General features: G+C 72.2%; 21 protein-coding genes and 4 pseudogenes. 13 read left to right on the top strand and 12 right to left on the bottom strand.

All coding sequences use genetic code 11. The features are described 5' to 3' along the window. Positions 1-62 precede the first annotated feature (62 nt). Positions 63-851: a DUF4232 domain-containing protein gene (locus A8713_RS20360; protein WP_064535003.1), complete on the top strand. Its 789-nt coding sequence runs from the start codon at positions 63-65 to the stop codon at positions 849-851. A gap of 105 nt (positions 852-956) precedes the next feature. Here A8713_RS20360 and A8713_RS34340 read toward each other — a convergent pair. Continuing rightward, a pseudogene (locus tag A8713_RS34340) lies at positions 957-1771 on the bottom strand (LysR family transcriptional regulator); the annotation flags it as partial. Between the two features lie 15 nt (positions 1772-1786). On the opposite strand from A8713_RS34340, the pseudogene A8713_RS34970 reads away from it, so the two are divergent. Further along, a pseudogene (locus A8713_RS34970) lies at positions 1787-2125 on the top strand (SDR family NAD(P)-dependent oxidoreductase); the annotation flags it as partial. A gap of 333 nt (positions 2126-2458) precedes the next feature. On the opposite strand, the gene A8713_RS20375 reads toward A8713_RS34970, so the two are convergent. Next, positions 2459-3565 carry a pyridoxal-phosphate dependent enzyme gene (locus tag A8713_RS20375; protein ID WP_064535005.1) on the bottom strand — a complete coding sequence of 369 codons (1107 nt, stop codon included), beginning with the start codon at positions 3563-3565 and terminating at the stop codon, positions 2459-2461. A gap of 524 nt (positions 3566-4089) precedes the next feature. Between A8713_RS20375 and A8713_RS20380 the strand changes: the two genes are divergently transcribed. Together A8713_RS20380 and A8713_RS33620 are read left to right on the top strand one after the other, a co-directional pair. Continuing rightward, positions 4090-4842, top strand: a complete 753-nt coding sequence (locus A8713_RS20380) for a GntR family transcriptional regulator (RefSeq protein WP_064535006.1) — start codon at positions 4090-4092, stop codon at positions 4840-4842. A 531-nt stretch (positions 4843-5373) separates the two neighbouring features. Further along, the gene (locus A8713_RS33620; protein WP_159393110.1) at positions 5374-5547 is read left to right on the top strand and encodes an SPOR domain-containing protein; all 174 of its coding nucleotides are present in this window, start codon (positions 5374-5376) and stop codon (positions 5545-5547) included. Positions 5548-5675: 128 nt separating this feature from the next. On the opposite strand, the gene A8713_RS20385 is transcribed toward A8713_RS33620, so the two are convergent. Further along, positions 5676-7100 (bottom strand): MATE family efflux transporter, encoded by a 1425-nt coding sequence (locus tag A8713_RS20385; RefSeq protein ID WP_443069735.1) that lies wholly within the window; start codon positions 7098-7100, stop codon positions 5676-5678. 112 nt (positions 7101-7212) lie between these two features. Between A8713_RS20385 and A8713_RS20390 the strand changes: the two genes are divergently transcribed. From A8713_RS20390 to A8713_RS20405, 4 genes and pseudogenes are all read left to right on the top strand, one after another. Then, positions 7213-7737 carry a PadR family transcriptional regulator gene (locus tag A8713_RS20390; RefSeq protein WP_064535007.1) on the top strand — a complete coding sequence of 175 codons (525 nt, stop codon included), beginning with the start codon at positions 7213-7215 and terminating at the stop codon, positions 7735-7737. A gap of 154 nt (positions 7738-7891) precedes the next feature. Then, positions 7892-8293: an NUDIX hydrolase gene (locus A8713_RS20395; RefSeq protein ID WP_064535008.1), complete on the top strand. Its 402-nt coding sequence runs from the start codon at positions 7892-7894 to the stop codon at positions 8291-8293. Between the two features lie 218 nt (positions 8294-8511). Continuing rightward, positions 8512-8910 (top strand): annotated as a pseudogene (locus tag A8713_RS20400) (ATP-binding protein); the annotation flags it as partial. Between the two features lie 429 nt (positions 8911-9339). Beyond that, positions 9340-12282 carry a SpoIIE family protein phosphatase gene (locus tag A8713_RS20405; protein ID WP_107440679.1) on the top strand — a complete coding sequence of 981 codons (2943 nt, stop codon included), beginning with the start codon at positions 9340-9342 and terminating at the stop codon, positions 12280-12282. A 110-nt stretch (positions 12283-12392) separates the two neighbouring features. On the opposite strand, the gene A8713_RS20410 is transcribed toward A8713_RS20405, so the two are convergent. Beyond that, positions 12393-13052, bottom strand: coding sequence for a zinc ribbon domain-containing protein (locus A8713_RS20410; RefSeq protein WP_064535010.1), 660 nt, complete (start codon positions 13050-13052; stop codon positions 12393-12395). A gap of 195 nt (positions 13053-13247) precedes the next feature. Here A8713_RS20410 and A8713_RS20415 point away from each other — a divergent pair, with 195 nt between their 5' ends. Continuing rightward, positions 13248-13490: a hypothetical protein gene (locus tag A8713_RS20415; protein WP_064535011.1), complete on the top strand. Its 243-nt coding sequence runs from the start codon at positions 13248-13250 to the stop codon at positions 13488-13490. Between the two features lie 158 nt (positions 13491-13648). Next, complete coding sequence (locus A8713_RS20420) at positions 13649-14869, top strand: MFS transporter (protein WP_079159056.1); 1221 nt, start codon at positions 13649-13651, stop codon at positions 14867-14869. Between the two features lie 24 nt (positions 14870-14893). Here A8713_RS20420 and A8713_RS20425 read toward each other — a convergent pair whose 3' ends face one another. The 4 genes from A8713_RS20425 to A8713_RS20440 are packed head-to-tail and all read right to left on the bottom strand — an operon-like array spanning position 14894 to position 17748. After that, complete coding sequence (locus tag A8713_RS20425; protein WP_064535013.1) at positions 14894-15772, bottom strand: immunity 49 family protein; 879 nt, start codon at positions 15770-15772, stop codon at positions 14894-14896. A 44-nt stretch (positions 15773-15816) separates the two neighbouring features. Further along, positions 15817-16671, bottom strand: coding sequence for an immunity 49 family protein (locus A8713_RS20430; protein WP_237305428.1), 855 nt, complete (start codon positions 16669-16671; stop codon positions 15817-15819). Then, positions 16668-16886: a DUF397 domain-containing protein gene (locus tag A8713_RS20435; RefSeq protein WP_064535020.1), complete on the bottom strand. Its 219-nt coding sequence runs from the start codon at positions 16884-16886 to the stop codon at positions 16668-16670. Before A8713_RS20435 ends, A8713_RS20430 begins: the two co-directional genes overlap by 4 nt. A 10-nt stretch (positions 16887-16896) precedes the next feature. Further along, positions 16897-17748, bottom strand: a complete 852-nt coding sequence (locus tag A8713_RS20440; RefSeq protein ID WP_064535022.1) for a helix-turn-helix domain-containing protein — start codon at positions 17746-17748, stop codon at positions 16897-16899. A gap of 248 nt (positions 17749-17996) precedes the next feature. Here A8713_RS20440 and A8713_RS20445 point away from each other — a divergent pair, with 248 nt between their 5' ends. From A8713_RS20445 to A8713_RS33230, 3 genes and pseudogenes are all read left to right on the top strand, one after another. Beyond that, entirely contained in the window at positions 17997-18410 is a 414-nt protein-coding gene (locus A8713_RS20445; protein WP_064537614.1) for an ATP-binding protein, read from the top strand. 96 nt (positions 18411-18506) lie between these two features. Continuing rightward, positions 18507-18740 (top strand): hypothetical protein, encoded by a 234-nt coding sequence (locus tag A8713_RS33830; protein WP_173860785.1) that lies wholly within the window; start codon positions 18507-18509, stop codon positions 18738-18740. 198 nt (positions 18741-18938) lie between these two features. Further along, a pseudogene (locus A8713_RS33230) lies at positions 18939-19097 on the top strand (transposase); the annotation flags it as partial. A 101-nt stretch (positions 19098-19198) separates the two neighbouring features. Here A8713_RS33230 and A8713_RS20450 read toward each other — a convergent pair. From A8713_RS20450 to A8713_RS20465, 4 genes are all read right to left on the bottom strand, one after another. Beyond that, a complete protein-coding gene (locus tag A8713_RS20450; RefSeq protein ID WP_335743775.1) occupies positions 19199-19642 on the bottom strand; it encodes a hypothetical protein in 444 nt (147 codons plus the stop codon). A gap of 104 nt (positions 19643-19746) precedes the next feature. Next, positions 19747-20265 carry a hypothetical protein gene (locus A8713_RS20455; RefSeq protein ID WP_216826778.1) on the bottom strand — a complete coding sequence of 173 codons (519 nt, stop codon included), beginning with the start codon at positions 20263-20265 and terminating at the stop codon, positions 19747-19749. Positions 20266-20298: 33 nt separating this feature from the next. Further along, complete coding sequence (locus A8713_RS34345; RefSeq protein WP_237305429.1) at positions 20299-22893, bottom strand: hypothetical protein; 2595 nt, start codon at positions 22891-22893, stop codon at positions 20299-20301. 88 nt (positions 22894-22981) lie between these two features. After that, positions 22982-24547, bottom strand: coding sequence for a hypothetical protein (locus A8713_RS20465; protein WP_237305561.1), 1566 nt, complete (start codon positions 24545-24547; stop codon positions 22982-22984). Positions 24548-24744 lie beyond the last annotated feature (197 nt).

Raw genomic sequence — 24744 nt, forward strand, 5'->3', positions numbered from 1 at the left:
GACGTCCGGGGACACAGGTGCCGTCCATCTCAGCTTCACACCGCCTCGGGGGAGAACCCACCATGCGCAACCACCGCAAGCACACCGTCCTGGCCGTCGCCGCCTTCGCCGCCCTCTCCCTGGGCCTGACCGCCTGCGGCAGCGGCAACGGCACCAAGGACGAGGGACAGGCCACGACCTCGCAGCAGGCCACGGACTCCGCCACCGCCGCCGCGACGACCGGCACGTCCGGGACCGCCGGCTCCGGCTCGTCCGCCTCGGCCTCCGGCTCCGGCAAGTCCGGCTCCGCGAACTCCGCGACCGCCGCCGATGCCGCAGCCAAGAAGAACAAGGGCGGCTCGGGCACCGGTGCCGGCGCCGGTTCGGACTCCGGTTCCGGTTCCGTTTCTGGTTCTGGTTCTGGCAAGTCCGGCGCGAACGCTCCCGCCTGCACCTTCAGCGACATGAAGGTCACGATGGAGAAGGCCGACGAGACGCCCACCGAGCACATCGTGCTGACCGCGACCAACAAGTCCTCCCACTCCTGCCGCCTGCTGAAGTACCCGCTGCTCGCCTTCGGTCCCATCCAGACCGCCAAGGACGTCCCGGCCGTCGCGAAGAGCAAGCCGGGGGCGCCGGTCGTGCTGGCGCCCGGCCAGCCGGCGTACGCCAACGTCCGGGTCGCGAACGGCGGCGCGCACGAGGACAACAAGGTCGTCAAGGAGTTCGACGTGAACTTCTTCGCCGCCGACGGCCCCGCCGAGGGCAGCATCGTCGTGCACGCCCCGTCCGGCGGCCTCGCGGTCGACGAGGCGGTCGCCAAGACCGGCTACTGGACCGAAGAACTGCGCAACGGCGCCGACGAGTTCTGAGCCGCCCGTCGGCACCCCGCGGGCCCGAGGGCCCGGTACGATTCCCGCCGTCCGGCCGGGTCGCACCGGGCCCTCGTGGCGTACGTACGGCCCTCGTGGCGTGAGTGCATACGGACGCATGGACGGGGGCCGCCCGCCGCGCACCGGGCGGGTGGTCACCTGGCCGAGCGTGACGAGCGGGGCGTTGCCCGCCGTGACCAGGCAGACGCCGAGCCCGGCGACGAGCGCCTCGTACGTCTCCTCGGTGCTCGCCACCTCGGCGCCGATCCGCGGCGGCCGGCCGCCGCGGGCGTCCAGGGCGAGCCCGTGGTCGCGCAGCGGACGGGCGGCCGCGGGCAGGGCCAGGAACGGCAGTCCGGCCAGGTCCGCGAAGTCGATCTCCGCGCGGGCGGCCGGCGGATGCGATTCCGGCAACGCGACCAGCCGCGGTTTCTCGGCGACGACCGTCCACGCGTACCGCTCGGCGGCGGGCAGCGGCAGCCAGACGAAGGCCACGTCCACGGTCCCGTCCGCCAGGCCCGCCGTCGGATTTTCCCAGCTCGCCCGGCGCAGCCGCAGCAGCGCCTCGGGCCGTGCCGCGGTGAACCGCGAGCGGATCGCGGGCAGCAGACCGCCGCGCCCCGGACTGGTGCTCATGCCCAGCACCAGCGTGCTGCGGGCCGCCGCCCGCGCCGCCTCCACGGCGTCCGCGCCCCGCGCCCACTCCTCCAGCACCCGCCGGGCGCGCGGCGCGGCGCCGCACCGGCCGGGGTGAGGGCCACGCCCTGCGCCCGGCGCGTGAACAGCTCGGTGCCCAACTGCCCCTCCAGCGCCCGGATCTGCTTGCTCAGCGCGGGCTGGGAGACACAGAGCCGTCCGGCGGACGAGTCCGGTGTCCGAGGACGAGATCCCAGGAGGAACCGTGAACCAGGGGGAACCATGAACCAGGGGGAACCATGAAAGGTGCGGCTGACCACCGGCGCGAGCAGCGGCTTTCGGACGGGCGCTCACCGAGCGCCGGCCCTGGACGTCGCCGACACGGCCGCCGCCGAGGCCGCCGTACGGGACGTGCTGGCGCCCTGGAGAAGACCACCGAGCAGGAGCTGCGGGACCTGTTCGACGTGCACGCCCTCGGCCCGGCCGCGCTCACCCGCGCCTACAGCGGGACGAAGTTCGCCCTGGAGGGCATGTCGGAGGCACTCGCGGACGAGGCCGCCGAGTACGGGATCAAGGCGCTGATCGTCGGGCCAGGCGCCTCCCGTACGTCGCTCTTCGGCACCGGGAACGCCGGACTCAGCCCGGACAGCGGCGTATACGCCGGTGTGCGCGGGACCCGGGACGCCGTGGCGGCCGGCGACGGCACCCAGCCCGGCGACCCGGCCAAGGCGGCGGCGCCGATCCTCGCCGCGCTGGAGTCGGACGACGCCCCGCCCAGGCTGCCGCTGGGCGACGACGCCGTCACCGCCCTCCTCGGCCGTCTCGGCCGGGTGCGCGACGACATCACGGCCTGGGAGAAGCGCACTCGCACCCGCGCCACCGCCTTCGACGACTGACCGCCGGGACCGGGCAGGCGCCACCGGATCCCGCCCGGACGGAGCCCGGAACTCAGGCCCGCGCCAGACCCGACTTCAGGCCCGCGCCAGGCCCGACTTCAGGCCCGCCCCGCACAGCGGCACCACCGCCGACCTGCCGCCGAGCGCGCCCTCGCGTACGGCCGCCCAGCACACCGCGCTCGTCGACTCGACATACAGCCCCTGCGAGGCCAGGTCGAGCTGCGCGTGCCGGATCCGGTCCTCCGAGACGGTCAGGAAGGTGCCGCCCGAACCGCGTACCGCGCGCAGGATCTGCCGGGCGCGCGGCGGGCGGGGGATGGCGATGCCCTCGGCGTGGGTGGGGGAGAGGGTGGTGTCGCCGACGAGTTCGTCCGCGCCCTCCTGCCAGGCGTGCGCGAGCGGCGCCACCGCCGCCGCCTGCACCGCCCAGAGCGCCGGACGCCGGTCCAGCAGGCCCGCCCCGTACAGCTCGGCGATCGCCAGCGCCGCGCCCAGCAGCAGGGTGCCGTTGCCCACGGGCAGGACGAGCACATCGGGCAGCCGGCCGCCCAGGTCCTCCCACAGCTCGTGGACGTAGGTCTTGGTGCCGTGCAGGAAGTACGGGTTGTAGACGTGCGAGGCGTAGAAGGTGCCCGGCTCGTCCGCCGCCCGCCGGGCCGCCGCGCCCGCCGCCTCCCGGTCGCCGTCGATCACCTCCGGGCGGGCGCCGTGCGCCTCGATCTGCTCCAGCTTCTTCGCGGACATGCCCAGCGGGACGTACACCGTGCAGGGCAGGCGTGCGCGGGCGCAGTACGCGGCGATCGACGTGCCCGCGTTGCCGCTGCTGTCCGCGACCACCCGGGTCGGTCCGACGCGCTGCGCCAGCTGGGCCAGCAGCACCGCGCCCCGGTCCTTGAAGGACAGCGTGGGCATCAGGTAGTCCAGCTTCGCCGACACCTCGTCCGTCAGCGTCACCAGCGGTGTGCGGCCCTCGCCCAGGGACACCGTCGGCTGGGCCAGCGGCAGCGTCTCCGCGTACCGCCACAGCGAGTTCACCCGGCCGCTCAGCGACTTCAGCGGCGCCGGGGTGGGCGCGAAGTCGAGATCCAGCGGGCCGTGGCAGGACGGGCAGCACCAGGCGAGCGAGTCACTGGGCACCCGGACGCCGTCGGTGGGGCAGTAGCGGTCCGGCAGAGGGCTCATGGGGGCAGGTTAGGGCCTGTGCGGCCGATCGGCCGGGATCCGGGCGGGCCGGGGGATCCGCCGGAAGCCGCTGGAAGCCGCCGGGATCTGCCGGGGCTCGTCCGCCGGTCGTCCTCTTCCCGAGGCCCGGCGCGCGCGGCTCCGGTGTGCGCCGGGTGCACGACCCGAGCGCGGATTCCACTCCGCTCAATGCACCCGATGCACCCGATGCACCCGATGCCCCCGGCGACCCGGCTGCCGTGTTCTCCTTCTCCGCTCCGCACCCGGTGGCTGTCACGGGGCGCGAAGCTCTGGGCCGCGGCCGCCGGGTACGCCGTCGAGGACCGGCGTACGGCCCGGGAGACGGCTGTGACGTGCGGGGCGGGGCCCACGTACGACGGTTCCCATACCGGGGAGAAAGTGCCTGGGTAAAGCCCCCCGACACCACAACTCATCACTTCGAGTGATTCCTTGGCCTCGACTTGCAAGTCACAACCTACGGTTGCCACCCTGTTGCTGTCTGTGCAACCTGATGGGAGTGGCCAGTGACTTTCGGTGAGCAGCCGGCGTATCTGCGCGTCGCGGGCGACCTCCGCAAGAAGATCGTCGACGGTTCGCTGCCCCCGCACACCCGGCTGCCCTCCCAGGCCAGGATCCGCGAGGAGTACGGCGTCTCGGACACGGTCGCCCTGGAAGCCCGCAAGGTGCTGATGGCCGAGGGCCTGGTCGAGGGCCGCTCCGGCTCGGGGACGTATGTGCGCGAGCGGCCCGCGCCGCGCCGGGTCGCCCGCTCCGGCTACCGCCCGGCCGGCGGCGCCACGCCGTTCCGGCAGGAGCAGGCGGCCGCCGACGCGCGCGGCACCTGGGAGTCGCGCAGCGCGCAGACCGAGGCGGGCGGCGCGATCGCCGACCGGCTCGGCATCAAGCCCGGCGACCGCGTGATGCGCACCAGGTACGTGTTCCGGGACGCGGGCGAGCCGATGATGCTCTCCACCTCCTGGGAACCGCTCGCCCTCACCGGCCGCACTCCGGTCATGCTCCCGGAGGAGGGCCCGCTCGGCGGCATGGGCGTCGTCGAGCGCATGCGCGCCATCGACATCGTCGTCGACAACGTCACCGAGGAGGTCGGCGCCCGCCCCGGCCTCGCCGAGGAACTGCTCACCCTCGGCGGCGTCCCCGGCCATGTCGTCGTGGTCGTCCAGCGCACCTTCTACGCCTCCGGCCGCGCCGTGGAGACGGCCGACGTGGTGATCCCCGCCGACCGCTACCGGGTGGCGTACCACTTGCCCGTGAAGTAGTCGCCCGTGAAGTAGCCACCCGCCGCCCGCCGCCTCCGCGGCAGGACCCGCGCGGCCTCGGCGGTACCGCCCGCCGCCTCCGCGGTATCACCGGTGCGCTCATGTCACCGGCGTGCGGCGCGGCGCGGGCCGGGTAGTGCGCGCCCCCTGGTGCGGTTCCTGGCGCGGTTCGGCCGGCGCATGGCTCCGTTCCGGCCTGTCCGCAGGGTGCGTGCCCCGTTCCCGCTGCGCTGGATTCCGGCCGTCCTCGCAGGTCGCCGCCGCGCGCACCGGCCGACGGCGCGGGGCTTGCGACCGTGCGCCTCTCATGTCCGCGTGCGGCGCGTTCATCCCTGTGCGCCCCCTGCGGATTGGCCGGTTGCATACCTCTTTGTGAAAACCCGTATCCGCTGAGTGAAGGTTGGGCGTAGGCTCGGGCATATGCGAGCTGCGGTTTCCGCGGCAGGCGGAGACACGGCAGAAGGCCGCAAGCCGGACGCGGCCGGGCGCGCGCGGAGCACGCGCCGGGCGGAAAGGAGCAGTGGGGGCGGGATGAACGACAGTACGGTCACTCTTCCCTGGCTGGTCGTCCGGCAGGACGACAACGGCAACCGCTACCGCGTGGGCAGATACGCCACTCGCGACGAGGCCGAGGAGACCGTCGGCAGCCTGCAGAGCCACGGCCACAAGCAGCTCTACTGGGTCGAGTGCCTCGAAGAGCGCTGAGGCGAAGCGGGGGCGGCCCGGGATGCCGCGGCGGGCGGCTCCGGAGCGGGTGGCGGTGAAGAGCACGCCCCGGCGTGCCCCGGCGCACAGGCCCGCACCGCACTTCTCTCCTTCCCCCCTTGCCTCTCTCACCCTCTCCTTTCCTTCTTGACTTCCCCCGCGTCTTCCTCGACGCCTCCCGCTTCCTCCGCCGCCGCCTCGTCCTCGGGCCGGCCGGTGGCCGCCGGGAGCGCGGCGCGCCGGTACATCCTGACGACGGCCGCGCACTGCGCGGCCATGGACGCCGCCATGGCCGCGCAGATGCCGGGCAGCCCCGAGCCCGACAGCCCGTACGCGAGCGCCAGTTGAAGCAGCACCCCGCACAGCGTGATCCGCGCGAGGGCGGGACTTCCGCCGCTGCCTTCGAACACCCCGCCCAGCGCGATGAAACAGGCGAGCAGCACCAGGTACGGCCCCACGCACCGCAGATAGAGCGTGCCGGCCTCGGCCACCGCGCCCGCACCGCCGAACGCCCGCATGATCCACGGCGCGGCGGTGAGCAGTGCCAGCAGGGCCGTCAGCCCCAGTGCCCCGGCGAGGAGCAGCGCCTGCCGCCCGACGGCCCGTCGCGCGTCGTGCCCGGTGCCGAGCAGATGGGCGGTGCGGATGGCGGCGGCCTGGCGGACCGAGTAGAAAGCCATGGTCGCGACGTACATCGCCTTGGTCGCGATGCCGTAGGCGGCGACCTCGGCGACACCGATCCGGGCCACGAGGGCGACGAGGGCGAGCGCGCCCGCCATCCGGGTGACGAAGTCGGCCGACATCGGCAGCCCCGTCGCGGCGACCGTACGGGCATCGGAGCCGAGTGACCCCGTCCCGTCCGACCACGCCCCGGCGGCCCGGCGCAGCACGGCATTGCGGCGCAGTGCGAGGAATCCGCAGACCAGCGCGGCGGTCCGGCCCAGCACCGTGGCGGTCGCCGCCCCGCGGACACCGAGCCCGCACCCGAGGATGAGCAGGGGGTCCAGCACGAGGATCAGCCCGTTGGCGAGCACGGCGAGTCGCATCGGGGTGCGGGTGTCGCCCGCCCCCTTGAGGATGCCGTCCACGACGTTGGTCGCGAAGAACACCGCGATCCCCGGCAGCGCGATCGAGAAGTAGCCGGTGGTGAGGGGCAGCGAGCCGTCCTCGCCGCCCCCGAGCACGAGCCGGGCGAGCGGTTCGCGGCACAGGAACCCGCCCAGGGCGACGCAGGGCGTGATGATCGCCCACAGTGCCCAGCCGCCGCGCACGGCGGAGCGCAGCGCCGCCGGATCCTGTGCGCCGCGGGCCCGTGCGACCAGCACGGTCGTGCCCGACCCGGCGACGAGGATGACGCCGAGCAGCAGGTTCTCCAGATTGGTGGCGACGGCCACCGCGGCGACGGCCTCCCCGCCGAGCCTCGCCACCCAGACCATGTTGATGATCCCGGCGGTGACGCCCGCGAGCAGCTCGAAGTAGACCGGGAACGCCAGCGACACCAGCGTGCGCCGGTGCTCTGCCGCCGTCACGACCGCGTCCGCCCTCATGGGCATGCCTCCCCCTTTTCGCTGTACCTCGAATCGAGGTACAGCGAAAAGAGATAACATGACCGCACGGGGCGGGCAAGGACGAGCGTTCGCATGGGCGAGAGAACGGGGACGGTGCGTGCTGGAGCTGTCGATTCTGGGATTCCTCCACGAGGAGCCCCTGCACGGTTACGAGCTGAAGAGCCGCATCCAGGGCCTCAGCGGCCACATCCGCCCGGTCAGCGACGGCGCGCTCTACCCGGCCATCACCCGGCTGGTGAAGGCGGGGCTGGTCGAGCAGCGCACCGGGCCCGGAAGCGGTGCGGCGCCCCGGCGGATCCTCTCCCTCACCGAGGCGGGACGCGCCGACCTGCGGGCCCGGCTCCGCCACCCCAAGGACGCCGAAATCACCGACGGGCAGCGCTTCTTCACGCTGCTCGCGTTCCTGCGACACCTCCCCGACCGGGCGGAGCAGGCCGCCGTCCTCCGCCGTCGGCAGGCCTTCCTCGACACTCCGGCGAGCTTCTTCTACCGCGACGGCGAGCCGGTGCGGGCCGAGGAGGCGCCGGACCTCTTCCGGCAGGGCATGCTGCGCATCGCCCGCGCCACCGGTACCGAGGAGAAGCGCTGGCTGGCCGAGGCGATCGAGGCCCTGGAGGGCTGAGGCCCGTCCGCCGGACAGGCGCCGCTCCCGTCGTCGGCCCGCCGGACGGGCGCCGGTCCCCTCGCCGGTCCGCCGGACGGGCGCCGCTCCCGTCGCCCGCACCGGTCTCGTAAGGTCCTGCCTGACGCGGGTTCCGGACGGCGAAGGCGGAGTGATGACGGTCCTGATCGACACGGTGGCGTGGGTGCGCGTGGAGAACGGCAGGATTCTGTGCGCCAGGCCCCGAGGGAAGGACGTCTTCTACATCCCCGGCGGCAAGCGGGAGGGCGCGGAGAGTGATCTGGAGACCCTGCTCCGTGAGATCGAGGAGGAGCTGACCGTGCTCCTCGACCCGGACAGTGCGCTGCACGTGGGCACGTACGAGGCCGAGGTGCCCGAACTGCCGGGCGGTGCCGTGGTGCGGATGAGCTGCTACACCGCCGAGTATCAGGGGAGGTTGGCGGTGAGCAGCGAGATCGAGGAGATGGCCTGGTTCTCGTACGCGGACCGGCCGCTGGTCCCGCCGGTCGACCAACTGCTCTTCGACGACCTCAGGGCCGGTGGCGAATTGCGGTGAGCCGGTACCACCCGGCGAGGCGGGGAGAAGCGGGGCGGGATGGGCCGGGACGGGCGCGGGCCTTCCCTCGCCCGGCCGGACTTCGGGCCGGAAGACCGGCCGGGATTCCGGGCGGCCGGGCGGGTACCGCTCCCGGAAGTGCGGTACTGGCCGCTGGATACCGGGTATGTGCCCATTAACCCCATGAAACCGGACATGGGAGTTCGCTGGCCCGGGAAGTGATCGGCGTGACCGACTCCGAAGGCGACTGCGCCGAGTGGACCTTCTCCGCGGAGCCCGGCGCGGTGCGCACGGCCCGTGCCGCCGTCCGCGGCCAGCTGCGCACCTGGGCGCTGGACAGTGTCGGCGACACCGCGGCCCTGCTGGTGAGCGAACTGGTCACCAACTCGCTGCGGCACGCGCACGGCCCCATCGGGCTGCGGCTGGTGCGTCCGGCGGGGCTGCCGCACGTGCTGCTGGTCGAGGTCTCCGACCCGCTCCCGGACCCGCCCCGCGAACGCCGCGCCCACCCCGACGACGAGGGCGGGCGCGGTCTGCAACTGGTCGCGGCCTCCTCCCGCCGCTGGGGCACCCGGCCGGACCGGTCGGGCAAGACGGTGTGGTTCGAACTGGCGGTGCAGGCGCACGACCCGGCCGCACCGACCGGCGACGGCGTCTCGCCGGAGCGGAACGGCTCGGACCGCTCCGGCCGCTCGGACCGCTCGGACCGCTCGGGTCACACCAGTCGCTCCGGCCGCTCCGGCGGTCCGAACGGCCCGGTGCCGGTCGCCCGTGACGAAGGGTGACGACGGATGCGGAGCGGGTCATCCGGGGTGCCCCTCGCCGGCACTCGTCCGCGGCGGTTGTCCGCAGAGGGGTTCGACGGGGTGTTGCCTGGTTAGAAGACAGGTTGTGTTGTCACAGGACGGATCGGGCCGGACCAAAACGCATCGGGATGCTCCTGTGATCGTGAACACCGTGTTGTGCGGCGCCGTAGTGCTGGATACTGCGGGCAGCCGCCCCCGGTGACCGGTGCCGGACGCGGTGAGCTGGAGGGGACGGTTCGCGTGAGCGAGATACCAGCGAAGGCCACGGAGTCCGAGGACCCGTCGGACGGCGCGAGGACGGGGACCGCGGGCGGCGGGGCCGTCGCGGGACCCGCGGGGGTCGAGGGCGCGCCGCCCGTGGACGCGATGTGGCAGAGCAGTCCGCCCGGCTCCATCTACGACTACATCAAGGTGGCGTCCTTCTCCATCGGCCCCGACGGGCACGTCGACCAGTGGAGCCTGCGCGCCGAGCAGTTGTTCGGCATCCCGGCCGAACGGGCCGTGGGAATGGACCCCATCGAGGCGTTCATCGACTCCGATCTGCGCGAGCAGGGCCAGCGCAAGATGGCCGAGATCCTCGACGGTCGGGAGTGGACCGGGGTCGTCCCGTTCCGCCTGCCCGAACCGGACGACGAGCCCCGCTCCCGTACGGAACACGGCGCGCTCACCGGGACCGAGGACGCGGTCGGGACGGGGACGGGGACCGGGGGCGCGCGCGGCGCACGTGGGACGGGCGGCGCCGACGGCGCACGCGGCACCGGCGGAGCGCCCGGTGCGAACGGCGTGAACGGCGCGAACGGCGCGAGCGGCGTGAACACCGCGACCGCTGCGGGCATCGCGCCCGGCGCAAGCACCGCGAACGGCGCAGGCTCCGCGCCCGGCTCAGGCAGCACCCCGGCTGCCGCGCCCGGCGCGAGCGGTGCGAGCGGCGCACGCGGCGCGCACCGGCCGCGTGTCACGCGCGGCCTCGCCGAGGTGTACGTCATGCCGACCCGCACCGCCGAGGGCGACAAGGCCGCCGTCTGTATCGTCGTCGACGTCCGCACCCTGCGCAGCATCGAGACCGACCTCGCCGCCTCGCAGGCGATTTTCGGCCAATCCCCGTTCGGTTTCCTGCTGCTCGACCCCGATCTGCGGATCCGCCGCGCCAACCAGCGGTTCGCCGCCACCTTCGGCGGCAGCCCCGACGACCACCGCGGCAAGGGCGTCCACGACTATCTGCCCCGGGCCGAGGCCGACCGCGTCTCCGCCACCCTGCGCCGGGTCCTGGCGAGCGGCGAGTCCATCACGGACATGCACGTCACCGGCTTCGTCCCCGGCTCGGACCAGCGCCGCCACTGGTCCATCAACCTCTACCGCGTGCACAGCGGCAGCGGACGCCCCATCGGCATCGCCTGGCTCGGCACCGACATCACCGCCCGCCGGGCCGCCGCCCGCGAGGCCGCCGCGGCCCGGCGCAACCTCGCCCTCCTCAACGAGGCCGGCGCCCGCATCGGCAACTCCCTCGACCTGGAGACCACCGCCCGCGAACTCCTCGACGTCGTCGTCCCCGGCTTCTGCGACCTCGCCACCGTCGACCTGTACCAGGGCCTGCTGGCCGGTGACGAGACCCCGTCCGGACTCGCCGACGGCAGCGCCGAACTGCGCCGGGTCGCGTTCGCCAGCGCGGTGTCCGGCGCCCCCCTGTCCGCCACCGGCGCCCCCGTCGAACTGGGCGCCGTCCACCACTACGCCTTCAACTCGCGCTGCGCGCACGCCCTGCGCACGGCCCGCCCCCAGGTGGTGCCCGGCGAGGACGGCGGCCTGGTGCACTCCACGCTGGCCGTCCCGATGGTCGCCCACGACACCGTCGTAGGACTCGCGCAGTTCTCCCGGACCAAGGGCAGCGAGCCGTTCGGGGACCGCGACCGCGACCTCGCCGTGGAACTCGCCGCGCGCGCCGCCGTCTGTATCGACAACGCCCGCCTCTACCGGCGCGAGCACGAACGCGCGCTCATACTCCAGCGCTCCCTGCTGCCGCCCGGCGACCCGGAGGCGTCCGGCCTGGACATCGCCTGCCGCTATCTGCCCGGCAACGCGGCCACCGGCCGGCCCAGCGAGGTCGGCGGCGACTGGTTCGACGTCATCGAACTGCCCGGCCACCGCACCGCGCTCGTCGTCGGCGACGTGATGGGCCGCGGGCTGCGCGCCGCCGTCGCCATGGGCGAACTGCGCACCGCCGTACGCACCCTGGCCCTGCTCGACCTCGAACCGGCCGAGGTGCTCTCCCAGCTCGACGAGATCGCCCGCGGCCTCGGCGCACCCGGCGGGATCCAGCAGGCCACCCGCGCGGCCCGCCGCCCCCGCGAGGCCGACCTCTCCGAGGTCTACCTGGCCACCTGCGTCTACGCGGTCTACGACTCCGTCACGCGCCGCTGCACGTTCGCCAACGCGGGCCATCTGCCGCCGGTCCTGGTCGAACCGGGTGAGCAGGCGCTCATGCTCGACGTACCGCCCGGCCTGCCGCTCGGCGTCGGCGGCGAGCCCTTCGAGGAGGTGGAGGTCGAACTGCCCGAGGGCGCCCTGCTGGCCCTCTACACGGACGGCCTGGTCGAGTCCCGCGACCACCCGCTGGACGAGGGCCTCCAGGCGTTCGTCGGCGCGCTCACCGACCCGAACCTCCCCCTGGAGGACGTCTGCGACCACGTCCTCCACACGCTCGGCAGCCATCACGGCGAGGACGACATCGCCCTGCTCATGGCCCGCGTCCAGGGCCTGCCCGCCGAGTCCGTGGGCGACTGGACGCTGCCCCGCGAGCCGCGCAGCGTCGGCCGCGCCCGCGAGTACGCCCGCACCCAGCTTCTCGCCTGGGACCTGGAGCCGCTGGTCGACACCACCGAGCTGCTGGTCAGCGAACTGGTCACCAACGCGCTCCGGTACGGCGAGGGCGAGATCCGGCTGCGGCTGCTGCTGGACCGCACGCTGGTCTGCGAGGTCTGGGACTCCGGCCTCGTCCAGCCGCGCCGCCGCCGCGCCCGCGACACCGACGAGGGGGGCCGCGGCCTCCAGCTCGTCGGCCTGCTCAGCGCGGCCTGGGGCTCCCGCCGCACCCCCCGCGGCAAGACCGTCTGGTTCGAACTCCCGCTCCCGGACGGCGACACGCCCCTCACCGATCCGGCGGAAGCGCTGCTGAGCCTCTTCTGATTCCCTTCGGACCTCTTCGGACCTCTTCGGATCCTCTTCTGGTCCTCCTCTGAGCGGGCCCGGTCCGGTGGCCGGGCGCGGCACCGCGCGCCCGGCCGGAGACGTGCCGGTCAGCGCCGGGTGCCGCAGGTGGGACAGAAGGCCGCCGACGCGGGCAGCTCGCCGCTGCACGAGCCGCAGGTGTCAGGCTGTGCCATGCGCAGGCCGCAGCCTGGGCAGAACGGGCTGCCGTGGGTCTCGGTACGGCACTGCGGACACACCAGTTGCCGGGGCGTGTTCACGTCGAAGCGCTGACCCGCCTGCTGACCGGCGGCGTACGCACGGTCGCTGACCGCGTCGTTGAGCCCGCGCCGCTGCGCGGCGAGCGCCTCGGCGGCCGTGTCGGGGGCACACTGGAGGCAGATGCCCTGTCCGGCGTTCCAGCAGCGGTCGCAGACGTAGTGCGTACAGCGCGGACACCGGTTGAAGTGGTCCTGGGCGGTGGATATCGCCCGCTGGAACGCGGCGTCGCGCGACTTGCCGTAACCGGCGCCCGCCAGCCCCTCGACCGCGCTGGACACGCTGCTTCCGGTACGTCCCACCAGCCCCCACGCGGCACTGACACCCTTGTCGACCCAACTGGCCGCTCTGCCGCCCGCGTAGGCCTCGAAGGGCGAGCGCCAGGTGTCGTAGCAGCGCTGGCAGCTGAACTCGAACTGGAATCCTGCGCCCGTGCCGCGCTCCTCACACAGGTCGCGGTAGTTGTTGCTGAAGTAGATCTCGTCGCTCATGGCAGCCCTTTCCGGCCGTCCTGCGGCCGGGCCCCCGCCCGGCCGTCTCCCGCCCCGGCCGACACCCCCCTTGGCGTGACCGCGACGGCGCCCATGGCTCTCAGCAGGGCACGGGCGCAGAACACTTTCCCACACGGCGCCGAGGCGGGCGGCGGGAGTGCCCCGGGTGTGAGACGGCCGGGGTAGGGTCCGACGATGCCTTTCGACGACGACGAACCCGTGTTCAGGCGGAGCAAGTTCGGCACGAACCGCTACGAGTACAACCCGGACAACCCTGTCGGCATGGCACTGATCGTCCTCTCGCTGCTCGTCGCCGGTGTGGTGCTGCTGCTCATGCACGAACACGCCGGGCCTTTCGCCCGCCCCGCGGACCGGGACACGTACACCCCCGCCCCGGCGGTCCCGTCGGCCCCGCCCGCGGACTCCTGGCAGCCCTGACCCACGCCATGTGTCCGGCGTCGGGCAGGAACGCGACAGCGACGACGAGGGGGACGGGGTGAGGGGGACGGTGCTGTCGCAGAGCTGCCAGCACCCCTTCCCGAGCACTGCTGGACTGATGGCGTATCACGCTGCCTCCACAGGACGGGACACCCACCATGCCGGCAACCACCACCACCCCGGCCGCCAGCCGCCCCGCGGCCCCCGGATCCCCGCTGCCGGGGTGGCCGGCCGTGATCGCGGTGACGCTCGGCCTCTTCGCCGTCGTCACCACCGAGATCCTGCCCATCGGCCTGCTGACCTCGATCGGAGCCGGCTTCACCGTCTCGGACGGCACGGCCGGGCTGACGATGACCATGCCCGGCTTCCTGGCCGCGCTCGCCGCCCCGCTGGTCACCGCGGCCACGGCACGCCTCGACCGGCGGCTGATGCTCTGCGCCTTCACGCTCCTGCTGGCCCTGGCGAACTTCCTCGCCGCCGCGGCACCCGACTACTGGCTCGTGCTGGTCTCCCGGATCATGGTCGGAATCACGATCGGCGGCTTCTGGTCGATCGGGGCGGGACTGGCGGAACGGCTCGTGCCGCCCGCCTCGGCGGGCAGGGCCACCGCCGTGCTCTTCTCCGCCGTCCCCCTGGGATCCGTCCTCGGCGTACCCGCGGGCACCCTCGCCGGAGACCTCTTCGGATGGCGAACGGCCTTCACGGCCCTGGGAGTCCTGTCCGGCGGCATCCTGCTGATGCTGCTCCTGCTCCTGCCGCCGCTCCCCCCGGCCGGGGCCACCCGGCTGCGCGTCCTCGGCGGCCTGTTCCGCGCCCCCGGCACCCGCCGCGCACTCCTGCTGACCTTCCTCGTCGTACTCGCCCACTTCGGTGCCTACACCTACGTGACCCCGTTCCTGCACCAGGTCACCCACGCCGCCGACGGCACGGTCACCGCGTTCCTGCTGCTCTACGGGGCCGCCGGCATCCTCGGCAACTTCCTCGGCGGCGCATGGGCACCCCGGCACCCCCGTGCCGTCCTCGGGGCCGCCGCCGCCCTGATCGCCGCGTCGACCCTCCTGCTGCCACCCCTGGGCCACGGCGAAACGGGCGCCGTGCTCCTCCTCCTGACCTGGGGCATCGCCTACGGAGCCGTCCCCGTCGCCTCCCGGACCTGCTTCGCCGAGAGCGCCCCGGACACCCCGGAGGCGGCATCGGTCCTCTTCACCGCCTCCTTCCAGGCGACGCTCTCCCTGGGCGCCCTGACCGGCGGAGCCACCCTCGACCGCACCTCCGCCTCCACGGTCATGCTGCTGGGCGGCTGCACCGCGGCGCTGGCGGCCATGGCGTCTCTGGCGGCGGGGACAGCGGGAGCGACCCGCACCCGGCGGCGCGGCTGAATCCGAATCACCGACACAGACGGCTCAGGTGTCGTACTCCCCGACCCAGGACCGGTCCAGCAGGGCCCGGGGGAGGTAATCGGACTCGACCTCCACGGTGAGGCCCTGGTCGTGGGCGAGGCAGGCCATGGCCAGGGGGCCGAGGGCGACGAGGCCGTCGGCGCTGGTGGCGCGGCCCTCGTCGGCGGTCCAGTAGGCCCTGTGCCGGCGCAGCGCGTCGGTGAGCGCCGTGCCGAACGCGGCGCTGTCGTGGCGGACGACGCGGTAGAGCAGCATCATCGGCGGATAGAGGAGCTGCGACACCAGGTCCGCGTCCGCGTCCGTGTGCCGCCGTACCTCCGGGGCGGTCTCGTCGACCGCGGCGACGAGCCGGTCGCCCAGGTCCCGGCGGCCGAGCCAGAAGCTCTGCAACGCGCCCACCCACGCGTAGACGTACTCGTCGAAGACCGCGCCGGACCCGCGCAGCAGGGAGACGGGCACCTCGGCCAGGCGGCGGAGGCGGTCGTTGGCGCGGCAGACCATCGCCAGGTAGAACGCGGTGACCCAGGTCCCCGCGTTCAGATGGGCCTCGGGACCCGTGGCGGGGACGACCCGTTCCCGGTCCTTGATCCGGCAGGTGACGCTGCCGCCCGCGGGCGCGGTCGCCGCGGCGAAGAGCGCGGACCCGGTCTGCATGGCGGTGACCCACGCCTCCCAGGTCGCGAACTCCGCGGCCCGCGGATCGAGCGCACAGCGCTGCTGCGCCAAGGCGAGTGTGGTGCTCAGTGCCTGCGGACGCAGCACGGGCGAGCCGGCGAACTCGTCGACGATCCAGTCCGCGGTCTCACCGAGCGCTTCGAGGGTGTCCGGCACATCGCCGGTCGGGTACTCGTGCCGGTCGACGTGGGCGGCGCGCGTGCGCATCTCGGTTCTCGGCCTCTCGCGGCTCAGGTGTCGTACTCGCCGACTCAGGACCGCCTCAGCAGGGCCCGGGGCAGGTACTCGGACTCGACCTCGACGGGCATGTCGGCGTCGTGGGCCATGCAGGCGACGGCGAGCGGGGCGAGGGCCACGAGCCCTTCGCCGCTCAGGGAACGGGCCTCGTTGGCCGTCCAGTACTCCTTGTGCCGGGTCAGGGCGTCGGCCAGCGCCGTGTTGAACTGCCCGGGTTCGCGGCGCAGATAGCGCTGGAACAGGTCGAGCGGCGGGTGGAGGATCTTCAGCATCAGCTCGGGACCGGCGATCGGGGCCCGTCGCGGGTCCGTCCCGTCGATCGAGGTGACGAGGGTGTCCCAGACGGCCGGGCGACCGAACCAGAGGTGCTGGAGGGTCTCCACCCAGGCATAGACGTACTCGTCGAACTCCGCGCCCGACGCGCGCAGGAAGGAGACCGGTACCCGGGCAAGCCGGTCGACCCGGCCGTTCTCCCGGCAGATCACCGCGAGGTAGAAGGCGGTCAGCCAGTTCCCGGCGTGCAGCTGGTCCTGCGGCCCGGTCGCGGGGAGCTGCTTGACCTCGCCCCTGCTGCCGATCCGGCACGGCACGGGCCCCTCCGCCGCCGTACCGGAGGCGAACAGCGCGCTGCCGACCTGCGTCGCGGTGACCCACGCCTCCCAGCTCGGGAACTCGGCGGCCCGCGGATCGGTCAGGCACCGCCACTTCGCGAGGGTGAGGGTGCTCGGCAGGGCGTCGTAGCGGTCGTCCTCGGAGGTCTCGATGCCGTCGAGGATGTCCGCGGTGTTCTTGATGATCGGTGCGATGAGTTCCGCCGCGTTGTCGGTACGGAACTCATGGCGGTCGACACGGACGGCTCCGGACGTCATCCCCAAACCTCCGCCTCCCCCGGCCGCCCGCTCGCCGCCCTGAGGCCACCGACGAACGCGGCGAACGCGGTGGAGGGGAAGCTGAGGACGGCTCCGCCGGGGGTTTTGGAGTCGCGGACGGCTGTGCGGGCGGGGCGGGGGGAGATCTCCACGCAGGCGTTGCCGTCGCCGCTACCGGAGTGGGTGGACTTGCGCCAGTTCTCGACAGGTCCCATCAGAATCGCCTCACAGCTCCTTAGCCAGCCTGTGGATGAGGTCACGCGACCGCTCCGGGCCGAGTGAGACGGTCTCCACCCTACGGAAAAGCGCTCGGAAGACGGCAAGTTGGGCCTCGGAGTCGATGAAGAGCGCGCCGTGCGGACCATCCCGTACGACAGTGTCCAAGCGTGGCACCACACCGCCCGCGTACACCATGGCGGCGGTGACGTCGGCGAAGTCGTCCAGTTCGAAAGGAATCACCCGCACACTGACGTGGTCCGCCTCCGAGAGCTCAAGGATGCGGGCGAGTTGGACGCGCGAGGCTGCCCGGCCGCCGACCTTGATGCGCAACGCCGCCTCATGGACCAGTACGTCATACGGGACGGGCGATGGTTCCTCGATGATGACGCGGCGCCGCATTCGGTGTTCCACACGCAACTCCACCTCCTCGCCAGGCGGTTGTGGGACCCGGCAGGCGAAGAGCGCCCGCGCGTAGTCCTCCGTCTGGAGAAGCCCCGGTACGTGCAGGAAGTCCACGTCCCACCGGAAGGTGGCGTGGTGCTCCAGCTCGGACAGGTCCAGGAACGAGGTGGGCAGACGCCCGCGGTACTCCTCCCACCAGCCGCGCGTCCGGTCGGTCGCGAAGGCGGCCAACGCGTCGACGAGTGCCTGGTCCGTGCACGCGTAGTGGGCGGCGAGGCGCCGCAAGCGCTCCTCGCTCACGCCGGTGGTGCCCGCCTCGATCTGGCTGATCTGTACGGAGTTGACGCCTAGCAGCTCCGCGGCCTGGCGCGAGCTGAGGCCGGCCGCGTCCCGGAGTCGGCGCAACTCCGTCGCCAGACGTAGTTGGCGCGCCGCCGGTTCACGCCTGGTTCCCATCGACCTGCTCCTCGCCCAACCTGCCGGGAATCGCGACTCCTTCGGGTGTCAGGTTACGCGATCGGCTTGCCTCAGGTTAAAACTAATCTCTACCGTCGGTGATGCGACGCACACGCTGCGGAACCCCGGGGTACCGGAAGCGCACCGCTCCGTCCTGCCGCGACGGCTGCGACAGGCCACCGCCCGCCGACCGCACAGAACCCCATCCCCTCACGGAGTCGCCCCATGCCCGAGAAACCGGAACCGACATCACGGCAGCCACCACTCCCTGGGAGTACTGCCTCTACATCCCCAACGACCCGCGCGCGGTCACAGTCAGCCGCCGCACCCTGCGCCTGGCCCTCACCCTGCACGGCCTGATCCGGCTCGTGGACACCGCCGAACTCCTCGCCGCAGAGCTGGTCTCGAACGCCGTACGGCACACGAAGGGCCCGGCGGCGCTGCGCCTGCGCTGGGCGGTGGGCGTACTGCGGATCAGCGCGTGGGACACCGACCCCGCGCCCCCGGAGCCTCCCCTGCCACCGGACCGGGTGACAGACCTGGAGGGCGGTCGCGGCCTCGCCCTGGTCAAGGCGTGCGCCGACCTGTGGGGCTGGCAGCCTCTGGCTAGGGAGGGCAACCGGGGGAAGGTCGTCTGGTGCGAACTCTCCACCGCGGCTTAAGGCTCTGAAACGTCCGTCCGTGACTTGCGGCAGGGGCGTGGGGTACCGGCGCTTCTGCAACGCCACTAAAGTCGCTCGAAGGGAGAGGAGCGCTAAATGACCGATCCACGTGCTGCGGCTGGGCGAATGCTGAGTTACGGCGAAGACGCGCGAGAACGGCGCGTAACGGGCCACACCGTCCACTCCGTTGTCACCTATGGAAATGAGGTGGCAGACGCGATCCAGATAGTTGAACGGGAAGGCTGGCGGCTCGATCACGTAAACGCCTACGGCCAAGGCCTTGGGATGAACTCATACGCGTTGCTGGTCTTCCGTAAGAACAATGCCTGAGCGGCTCTGTCGTAGTTGGCCAGCCAAGCGCGTGCATCGCAGGCGAGCCCCGCCGGGCACACCGACAACTCCGGCTGTCCAGCAGGAGTAACTGATCGTTTCAGAATGAGTTGAGCTGCGGGTCTTGTGTCCGACGATCTTGGTCGGCAGGGTGTCCGGGTGCGTGCTGATCTTGTTCCTGACCAGCTGTGAGAGCGGGTGGCCCCGCTGCTGCCGCCCGCCCCCGAACGGCGCCATCGCCACCCGGGACGGCTGCGCTTTCCCGACCGAGTGGCGCTCGCCGGCGTCATGTATGTGCTGCGGACCGGTGTCGCGTGGCGCGATGTCCCCACAGAGACCGTTGGCTGTTCCGGGGTTTGCTCGAACTGCCTGCAGCCTGATCTGCATCCGACGTCTATCCAGCAGTCCCAGAACGCTCGGCCAGGAATCCGAGCGCAGCCCCAGGGCGCTGTGCTGAATCAGCCCGGAGCATCGGAACTCGACTTCCGACGCGTCAACTCGACCAGCTTCGTACGGAGGTCAGTCGCCGACTCTCCAAGCACGATGGCGCTGATCACCAGCTCAAGCATGACGCAGTCGTAGGCATCGTCCGTTCCTCGGTAGCGTTCGGCGTCCCGTTCAACTACGGCACTGCTGATCCGCCATCCACCGCCATCGACAGGCGCGAAGGTCGCCGCGAAGGTTCCGATACCCGTCCAGCTTCGGTGCAGGAAGACGACCTTGCCTTCCGTGAAGACGTCCCACTTCTCGTCCATGTCCCGCGACGCATAGCCGAGCTGGATACGCTTCCAGTCGTCATCTGACCAGATCCGCTGAGGCAGCTCCGGCATCGGCTGAGGAGCCGCTATGGGCTGGATACGACCGGAGAACGTGGACCGGGTTGCGCGTTTGTCAGCAGGCATGGAGTGATCCTACGGACGAAGCCGGGCGTCCCAGCATCCCGTCTCTCACGGACCCCACCGCGAAACGATCAGTTAGACGCGGGTTCCGTACTCGGCTCGGTCTCTCAGTCGGAGTCCTTGGTCTCTCCCATGAGCTCCTCCAAAGACATCTCGGAGACTGCCAGTTCGTCCACCGTCGGCGTCAGACGCAGCACCGCTTCGGCGTTCGCGATCATCCGCACGATTTCGATGGGAAGGTGGTGGAACTCCTCCATCACCACGTCGTACGGCTCGACCCGGTAGTTCCTGCCGTCCAGACCTTTCGCCTCCACCATGTACCGGTAGCCCATGGGTGAGTTCGGGTCCTCGGTCTTCACCCAGCGCGCGGGGTACCGGCGGACGAGCAGGTCACCCAGGAACGACGTCAGGTCCGTGTGCAGCCCGATCCAGTCGGACTGCTCGAATTCGTTCAGCGGAAGTCGCTCGACGTAGCTCTGGAGGCCGGGCACGGTCAGCAAGGGATCCTCTGCGTAGCGGTCCGGGCTCACTCCGAGGCTGGACGCGAGCCCCGAAGCATTGCGGTGGGCGCCTTCGGCCCAGGCTTCCACTTCGGAAGCCGACCCATCCGGCGTCTGGTTCTGCATCGTCCTCAACCCTTCGATCGGCCAGCGAGCAGTCTACTTCTTCTTGGCCGGCAGGTCCCACTGGTCCTTTTTGGGTGCCGGACCGTATTCCAGGAATATGATCTTCGCCTTTTTGAGGTAGTTCCTCAGTTCGTCGGAAGGGCCGGCGTGGGTGAAGGACCACCGGGGATCATATCCAGGATTCATACGACGGAGCGCGACATCCTTGTGGATCTGCTCCTTGATGTGCTTACTGAGCGGCACTTCGTTCTTTATCGTCTCGTGTGTGCCGTCCTTCAACGTGATGGTCCGGTACTGCCCGTACGTCTTCACCTCGACGGCGACGGTGCGCCCGTCGGGCAAATCGACCGGAACGTCCACCTTGCGTCCGCCGGTGGCGGTCACGGGATACTTCGGATCGGTGTTCGTGGGAACCGGGTAATGGCGTTCGGGGTCGCCGTGCCACAATTGCCGGTGGTATTCCTCGCCCATTTCCCATCGATTGCGTACCACGCGTTCGTTGCGGACATCGCGCAGCGTAAGAGGGCCGTCGCCCGACAGAAGAGCAGGTCGTGAGTAATCCGGCTCGTGCCCGGAGTAGGGGTTCCCGTCCTTTTCATGAGCGGACTCATGCGCGGGAGTGTGATCGTCGGCGTCGTGTACGGGTTCGTCCGGGGAACCGGCGGCGGGATCGTCGCCCTCCTGCCCGTGTCCGTGCTCGTCCCCGTGGCCGTTCGGGTGCTCCTGCCCCTCGTGACGGGGCTCGTGCGTGCCGTGCTCGCCGGGAGGGGTGTGATCGTCGCCTGCGGGAGAGTGGTCGCCGCTCGCCGGCTCTCCGGGGCGCTCCGAGCGGAAGGGGGGAGCCTCCTGCTTCCCTCCCACAGGGCCGTCGTGCGACTGCGGATGAACGGTTTCCTGGTGGTGACCTCGCGGAAGGTCGTGCCCCGGAGCGTGCACACCGTCGCCCGGATAAGTGCTCGGCAGATGATCGACGCTGTTGCTGACCACCGGGAGGTGGTCGCTGCCGGCGTGGATGGTGGGTGTGGTGGGTGTGTGGTTGCCGGTGCGGCCGAGGTCGCCGTGGTCGGTGTCGAGGCTGTTGCCGAGGTGGAGGTGTTCGCCGGTGTGGGCGGCGGTCTCTGTTGCGGTGTGGGGGGCGGTGCCGACGAGGGCGGGTTCGCGGGCGGGGCTGGGGGTGCGGGGCAGGTCGGAGCCCGCCGGGCCCGTACCCGCTCCGGTGGCGGGGGGTTTGTGGAGTTCGTCGGCGTGGATGAGGATCTTGCCGTTGCCGTCGACGATGTGGCCGTCGGGGTGTCCGTAGAGCGGGCCGGTGTCCTCGGGGGTGGGCAGGGGGTGGGCGCCGTCGTGGACGACGGGGACGTCGTCGGGGAGCTTGAAGGTGCCGTTCGGCAGTTTCGTCGCTCCCTCCGGGATCGGGGTGCCCTCGGGGAGGTGGAAGCTGCCGTCGGGGAGTCTGAGGGCGTCCTTGGGGAGGGTGATCGCGTTCTCGGGGAGGGCCGGGATGTCGATCTTGCCGATGCCCTTCAGGGCCTTGGTGATGTCCCCGATCTTCGACAGGCCCGCGCCCGCGCCCTTGGCGACATACGTCATCGGGTCGATGACCCTGCCCGCCTTGCCCGCCACCGAGAGTGCCTTGGCGACCGCGCCGGCCTTGCCCGCACCCGACGCCGCACCCCCCGCACCACCGGTGAAGACGGTGGTCAGCACGTTGAACGTGACCGCTCCGGCCGCGCGGGCGGGGTTCTTGCCCCACTCGTCCCACGCCACCAGCGCCTTCCCCGTCTCCTTCATCGCGGTGCGCGAATCACGGATCCAGGACGGGAGTTTGTCGTCGGGCAGCGCCCAGAACAGCGTGCCCAGGCCCGGCAGGGAGGTCAGGACCAGGCCGGTGGCGAGTTGCGCGAGGCCCTTCCACGCCTGGCCCATCGCCTCCCAGCCGCCGAAACCGACCAGCGTGCCCAGGCCCTTGATCGTGCCCCACACACCGTCCACGATCAGGCCGTCCCACACGAACGACTTGACCCAGTGACCCACCTCGTACCAGTGGTGCTTCTCCTCGACCGGGTCGCCCCAGGGAAGCTTCGCGTTCTTCAGATCATCCGCGTCGAACCCGTACTGGTCCTTGCGGTCGGATCCGTCCCCCGTGACCATCTGCGTACCGTGGAACAACGCGGTGATCTTGTTGTGACAGGTACGCTCCGCCGCCCAGAACGCCGCGACCGTCCGCGTGATCTCGTCCCGGATCCGGTTGTGCCGGTCGACCTTGTCACCGTCGTACTGCCAGTCGTCGTCGTCCTTGACCGAATCGACGAACGTCGTCGCCTCGTCCTTCAGATCCTCCAGCTTCTTGACGAGAGGACGGATCTCCGTCGCGTACCCCGACAACGCCCCCGACACCGACTCCAGCCCGGTCGCGAACGTGTCCGCACGGTCCTTCACCGGCTTCGTCGACGCGAACAACTGCTCCGCCTCCGGAGCCCGGTAATACGCCGACAGTCCCTGGAACTTCGTGTGGACGTCCTGACCGGTCGAGCGGATGTGGCCCGCGTCCGTCTTCAGGTTCCCGTACGCCTTCTCCAGCAGTTCCAGATCACCCGTGAACTGCGGAATCTCCTCAGGCTTGATCACGATGCACTGCCCCCCGTTCGTCGGCCCCGTCCGAGCAGGCCGACTCGCGTCAAGATCTCATCATCATACAAATAAGGGTCACGGCGTGTCAGGAGCTGCGGCCGCCGACGTGACGCGCCCGTGTACGTGGCCCGCCGAAACTCGCGGGCGGGGCCGTGGGGGAGGGCCCGAGCAGGATGCCGCCGAGGACGGCACCGGCGGCGCCGGGAGTACCGGAGAAGCCGGGACCGCCTGTGGGGCTGCCGATGGCGTCAACGTCCGCGTCGGCGCAGGGATTTCCGTGGACGCGGACGTCCTGTTCGGCGCGTTCGCGGGCCGCGCGGGCGAGGGTGTCGGCGGACAGCAGGTCGGCGGTGGCTCCGGAGACGGCGAGCAGGCGTTCCGCCTCGGCCAGCGCCGTACGGGCCTCCGGCCCCACCGCGCCCCGGTGTGTCGTGACGAAGTCTGCCGCCCCGGCGACGGTGCTGCGGGCCACGAGCAGCGCGGCGGCCGACAGGACGCCCGTACGCCCCGTCCCCAGCGGAGTCGCCGCCGCGACGATCCGGCGCAGGGCGTCCAGCGGACCGTACGGCCGCCCGGACGCCAACTCCTGCCGCACGGAGGCCAGTACGCCGTCCAGGTGCAGCACGCGCGAGCGCGTCTCACCGGCCGGTACGTCCGCCGGTACGTCCGCCGGGCCGGTCCGCGCCGCCGCCCGTTCCGCCTCCGCCCCGCTCAGCGCGGCCGGGACCAGGGCCGCTGCCTCGTCCAGCGCGGCGGCGAGACGTTCGATGCCGTCGAGGAACACCGCCGCCTGCGCCACCGCGCCCTCGGCGGCGCGCAGATGGGCGATGGCGGCGTCGCGTTCGTCCCGATCGGCGGACTGGCGTGCCTGGTTGAGGTGGACGGTGGCGAACATCAGGCGGTCCCTGGCCTGTTCGGCGTGGCCTGTCACCTGGTCCGACGCGGAGGGGGCGTAGCGGCGTGCGAGACCGGCCAGTACCGACTCCGCCGCCGCCGTGCGGCCCGTCAGCGCGCGGAAACGGGTCTCGGCGACCCGCACCGCCCCGCCGACCCCCCGGTCCAGGCCCCGCAGCGCGTCGAAGTCGCCCGCCGCCGCGTCCAGCACCCGGCCGGCCTCCTCGCAGCGTCCGATCACCCCGGCCCGCGCCTGCCGCAGCCCGTCCGGGTCCGTCGGAGCGGTCGGAGCGGTCGGAGCGGTCCGGTCGCCGCTCACCAGTCGCACGGCGAAGGCCGCCGCCAGCTCCGTCCCCGCCTCCCGCACGGCCGCGGCGAACGGCGCCACGGCCGCGCCGCCGAACCGCGCCTCGGCGAAGGCGAGTTCCTCACGGCTCGTGCGTACGCAGTCGTCGGCCATGACGAGTGACCGCCGCGCCCGCTCCTCGGTTTCGAGGGGTTCGTCGAGTCCGCGGGCCTCGGCGGGTTCGTCGTGGCCGCCGCCCGGTGTCGTACGGGTCCGGGCCCGCCGGGTGCGCCGTACGTACCCGTACCCGGCGCCCACCGCGACCGCGCCCACCGCGGCGAGCGGCAGGACGAGGTCGGCGCCCGACGTCTCGTCCTGCCCGGGTGCGGCGGCGGCGGCGGTGGGAGCCGCCGCCGGGCCGGGCCCGGAGCGCGGTGCCGCCGCAACCGCGGTGCCGTTGTTGATCGTCATCACCGGAAGCGCCAGCCACATCAGCCCCGCCGTGCCGCCCAGCACGGCCCGCGCCGCCCGCACGCACCGGTGCGGGATCGCGCGGCGGGGCAGGACCCCGCGGGCCGGGGATGACGTCACGTTCGGGAGCGTATGACCGCCGGCGCGGGCCCGCGACCGGGGCCGCGGCACCGGCGGGGACGGATACGGGCGGGCGG

Source organism: Streptomyces sp. SAT1, from assembly GCF_001654495.1.
Classification (GTDB): Bacteria; Actinomycetota; Actinomycetes; order Streptomycetales; family Streptomycetaceae; genus Streptomyces; species Streptomyces andamanensis.

Coding starts and splice junctions, on each gene's coding strand:
- A8713_RS20435 (WP_064535020.1), bottom strand. CDS start 16,886: ATGGGACCTGTCGAGAACTGGCGCAAGTCCACCCACTCCGGTAGCGGC.
- A8713_RS20385 (WP_443069735.1), bottom strand. CDS start 7,100: ATGCCCATGAGGGCGGACGCGGTCGTGACGGCGGCAGAGCACCGGCGC.
- A8713_RS20375 (WP_064535005.1), bottom strand. CDS start 3,565: ATGAGCCCTCTGCCGGACCGCTACTGCCCCACCGACGGCGTCCGGGTG.
- A8713_RS33830 (WP_173860785.1), top strand. CDS start 18,507: ATGACCGATCCACGTGCTGCGGCTGGGCGAATGCTGAGTTACGGCGAA.
- A8713_RS20455 (WP_216826778.1), bottom strand. CDS start 20,265: ATGCAGAACCAGACGCCGGATGGGTCGGCTTCCGAAGTGGAAGCCTGG.
- A8713_RS20430 (WP_237305428.1), bottom strand. CDS start 16,671: ATGACGTCCGGAGCCGTCCGTGTCGACCGCCATGAGTTCCGTACCGAC.
- A8713_RS20465 (WP_237305561.1), bottom strand. CDS start 24,547: ATGACGATCAACAACGGCACCGCGGTTGCGGCGGCACCGCGCTCCGGG.
- A8713_RS20415 (WP_064535011.1), top strand. CDS start 13,248: ATGCCTTTCGACGACGACGAACCCGTGTTCAGGCGGAGCAAGTTCGGC.
- A8713_RS20450 (WP_335743775.1), bottom strand. CDS start 19,642: ATGCCTGCTGACAAACGCGCAACCCGGTCCACGTTCTCCGGTCGTATC.
- A8713_RS20410 (WP_064535010.1), bottom strand. CDS start 13,052: ATGAGCGACGAGATCTACTTCAGCAACAACTACCGCGACCTGTGTGAG.
- A8713_RS20420 (WP_079159056.1), top strand. CDS start 13,649: ATGCCGGCAACCACCACCACCCCGGCCGCCAGCCGCCCCGCGGCCCCC.
- A8713_RS20395 (WP_064535008.1), top strand. CDS start 7,892: ATGACGGTCCTGATCGACACGGTGGCGTGGGTGCGCGTGGAGAACGGC.
- A8713_RS33620 (WP_159393110.1), top strand. CDS start 5,374: ATGAACGACAGTACGGTCACTCTTCCCTGGCTGGTCGTCCGGCAGGAC.
- A8713_RS20440 (WP_064535022.1), bottom strand. CDS start 17,748: ATGGGAACCAGGCGTGAACCGGCGGCGCGCCAACTACGTCTGGCGACG.
- A8713_RS20360 (WP_064535003.1), top strand. CDS start 63: ATGCGCAACCACCGCAAGCACACCGTCCTGGCCGTCGCCGCCTTCGCC.
- A8713_RS20425 (WP_064535013.1), bottom strand. CDS start 15,772: ATGCGCACGCGCGCCGCCCACGTCGACCGGCACGAGTACCCGACCGGC.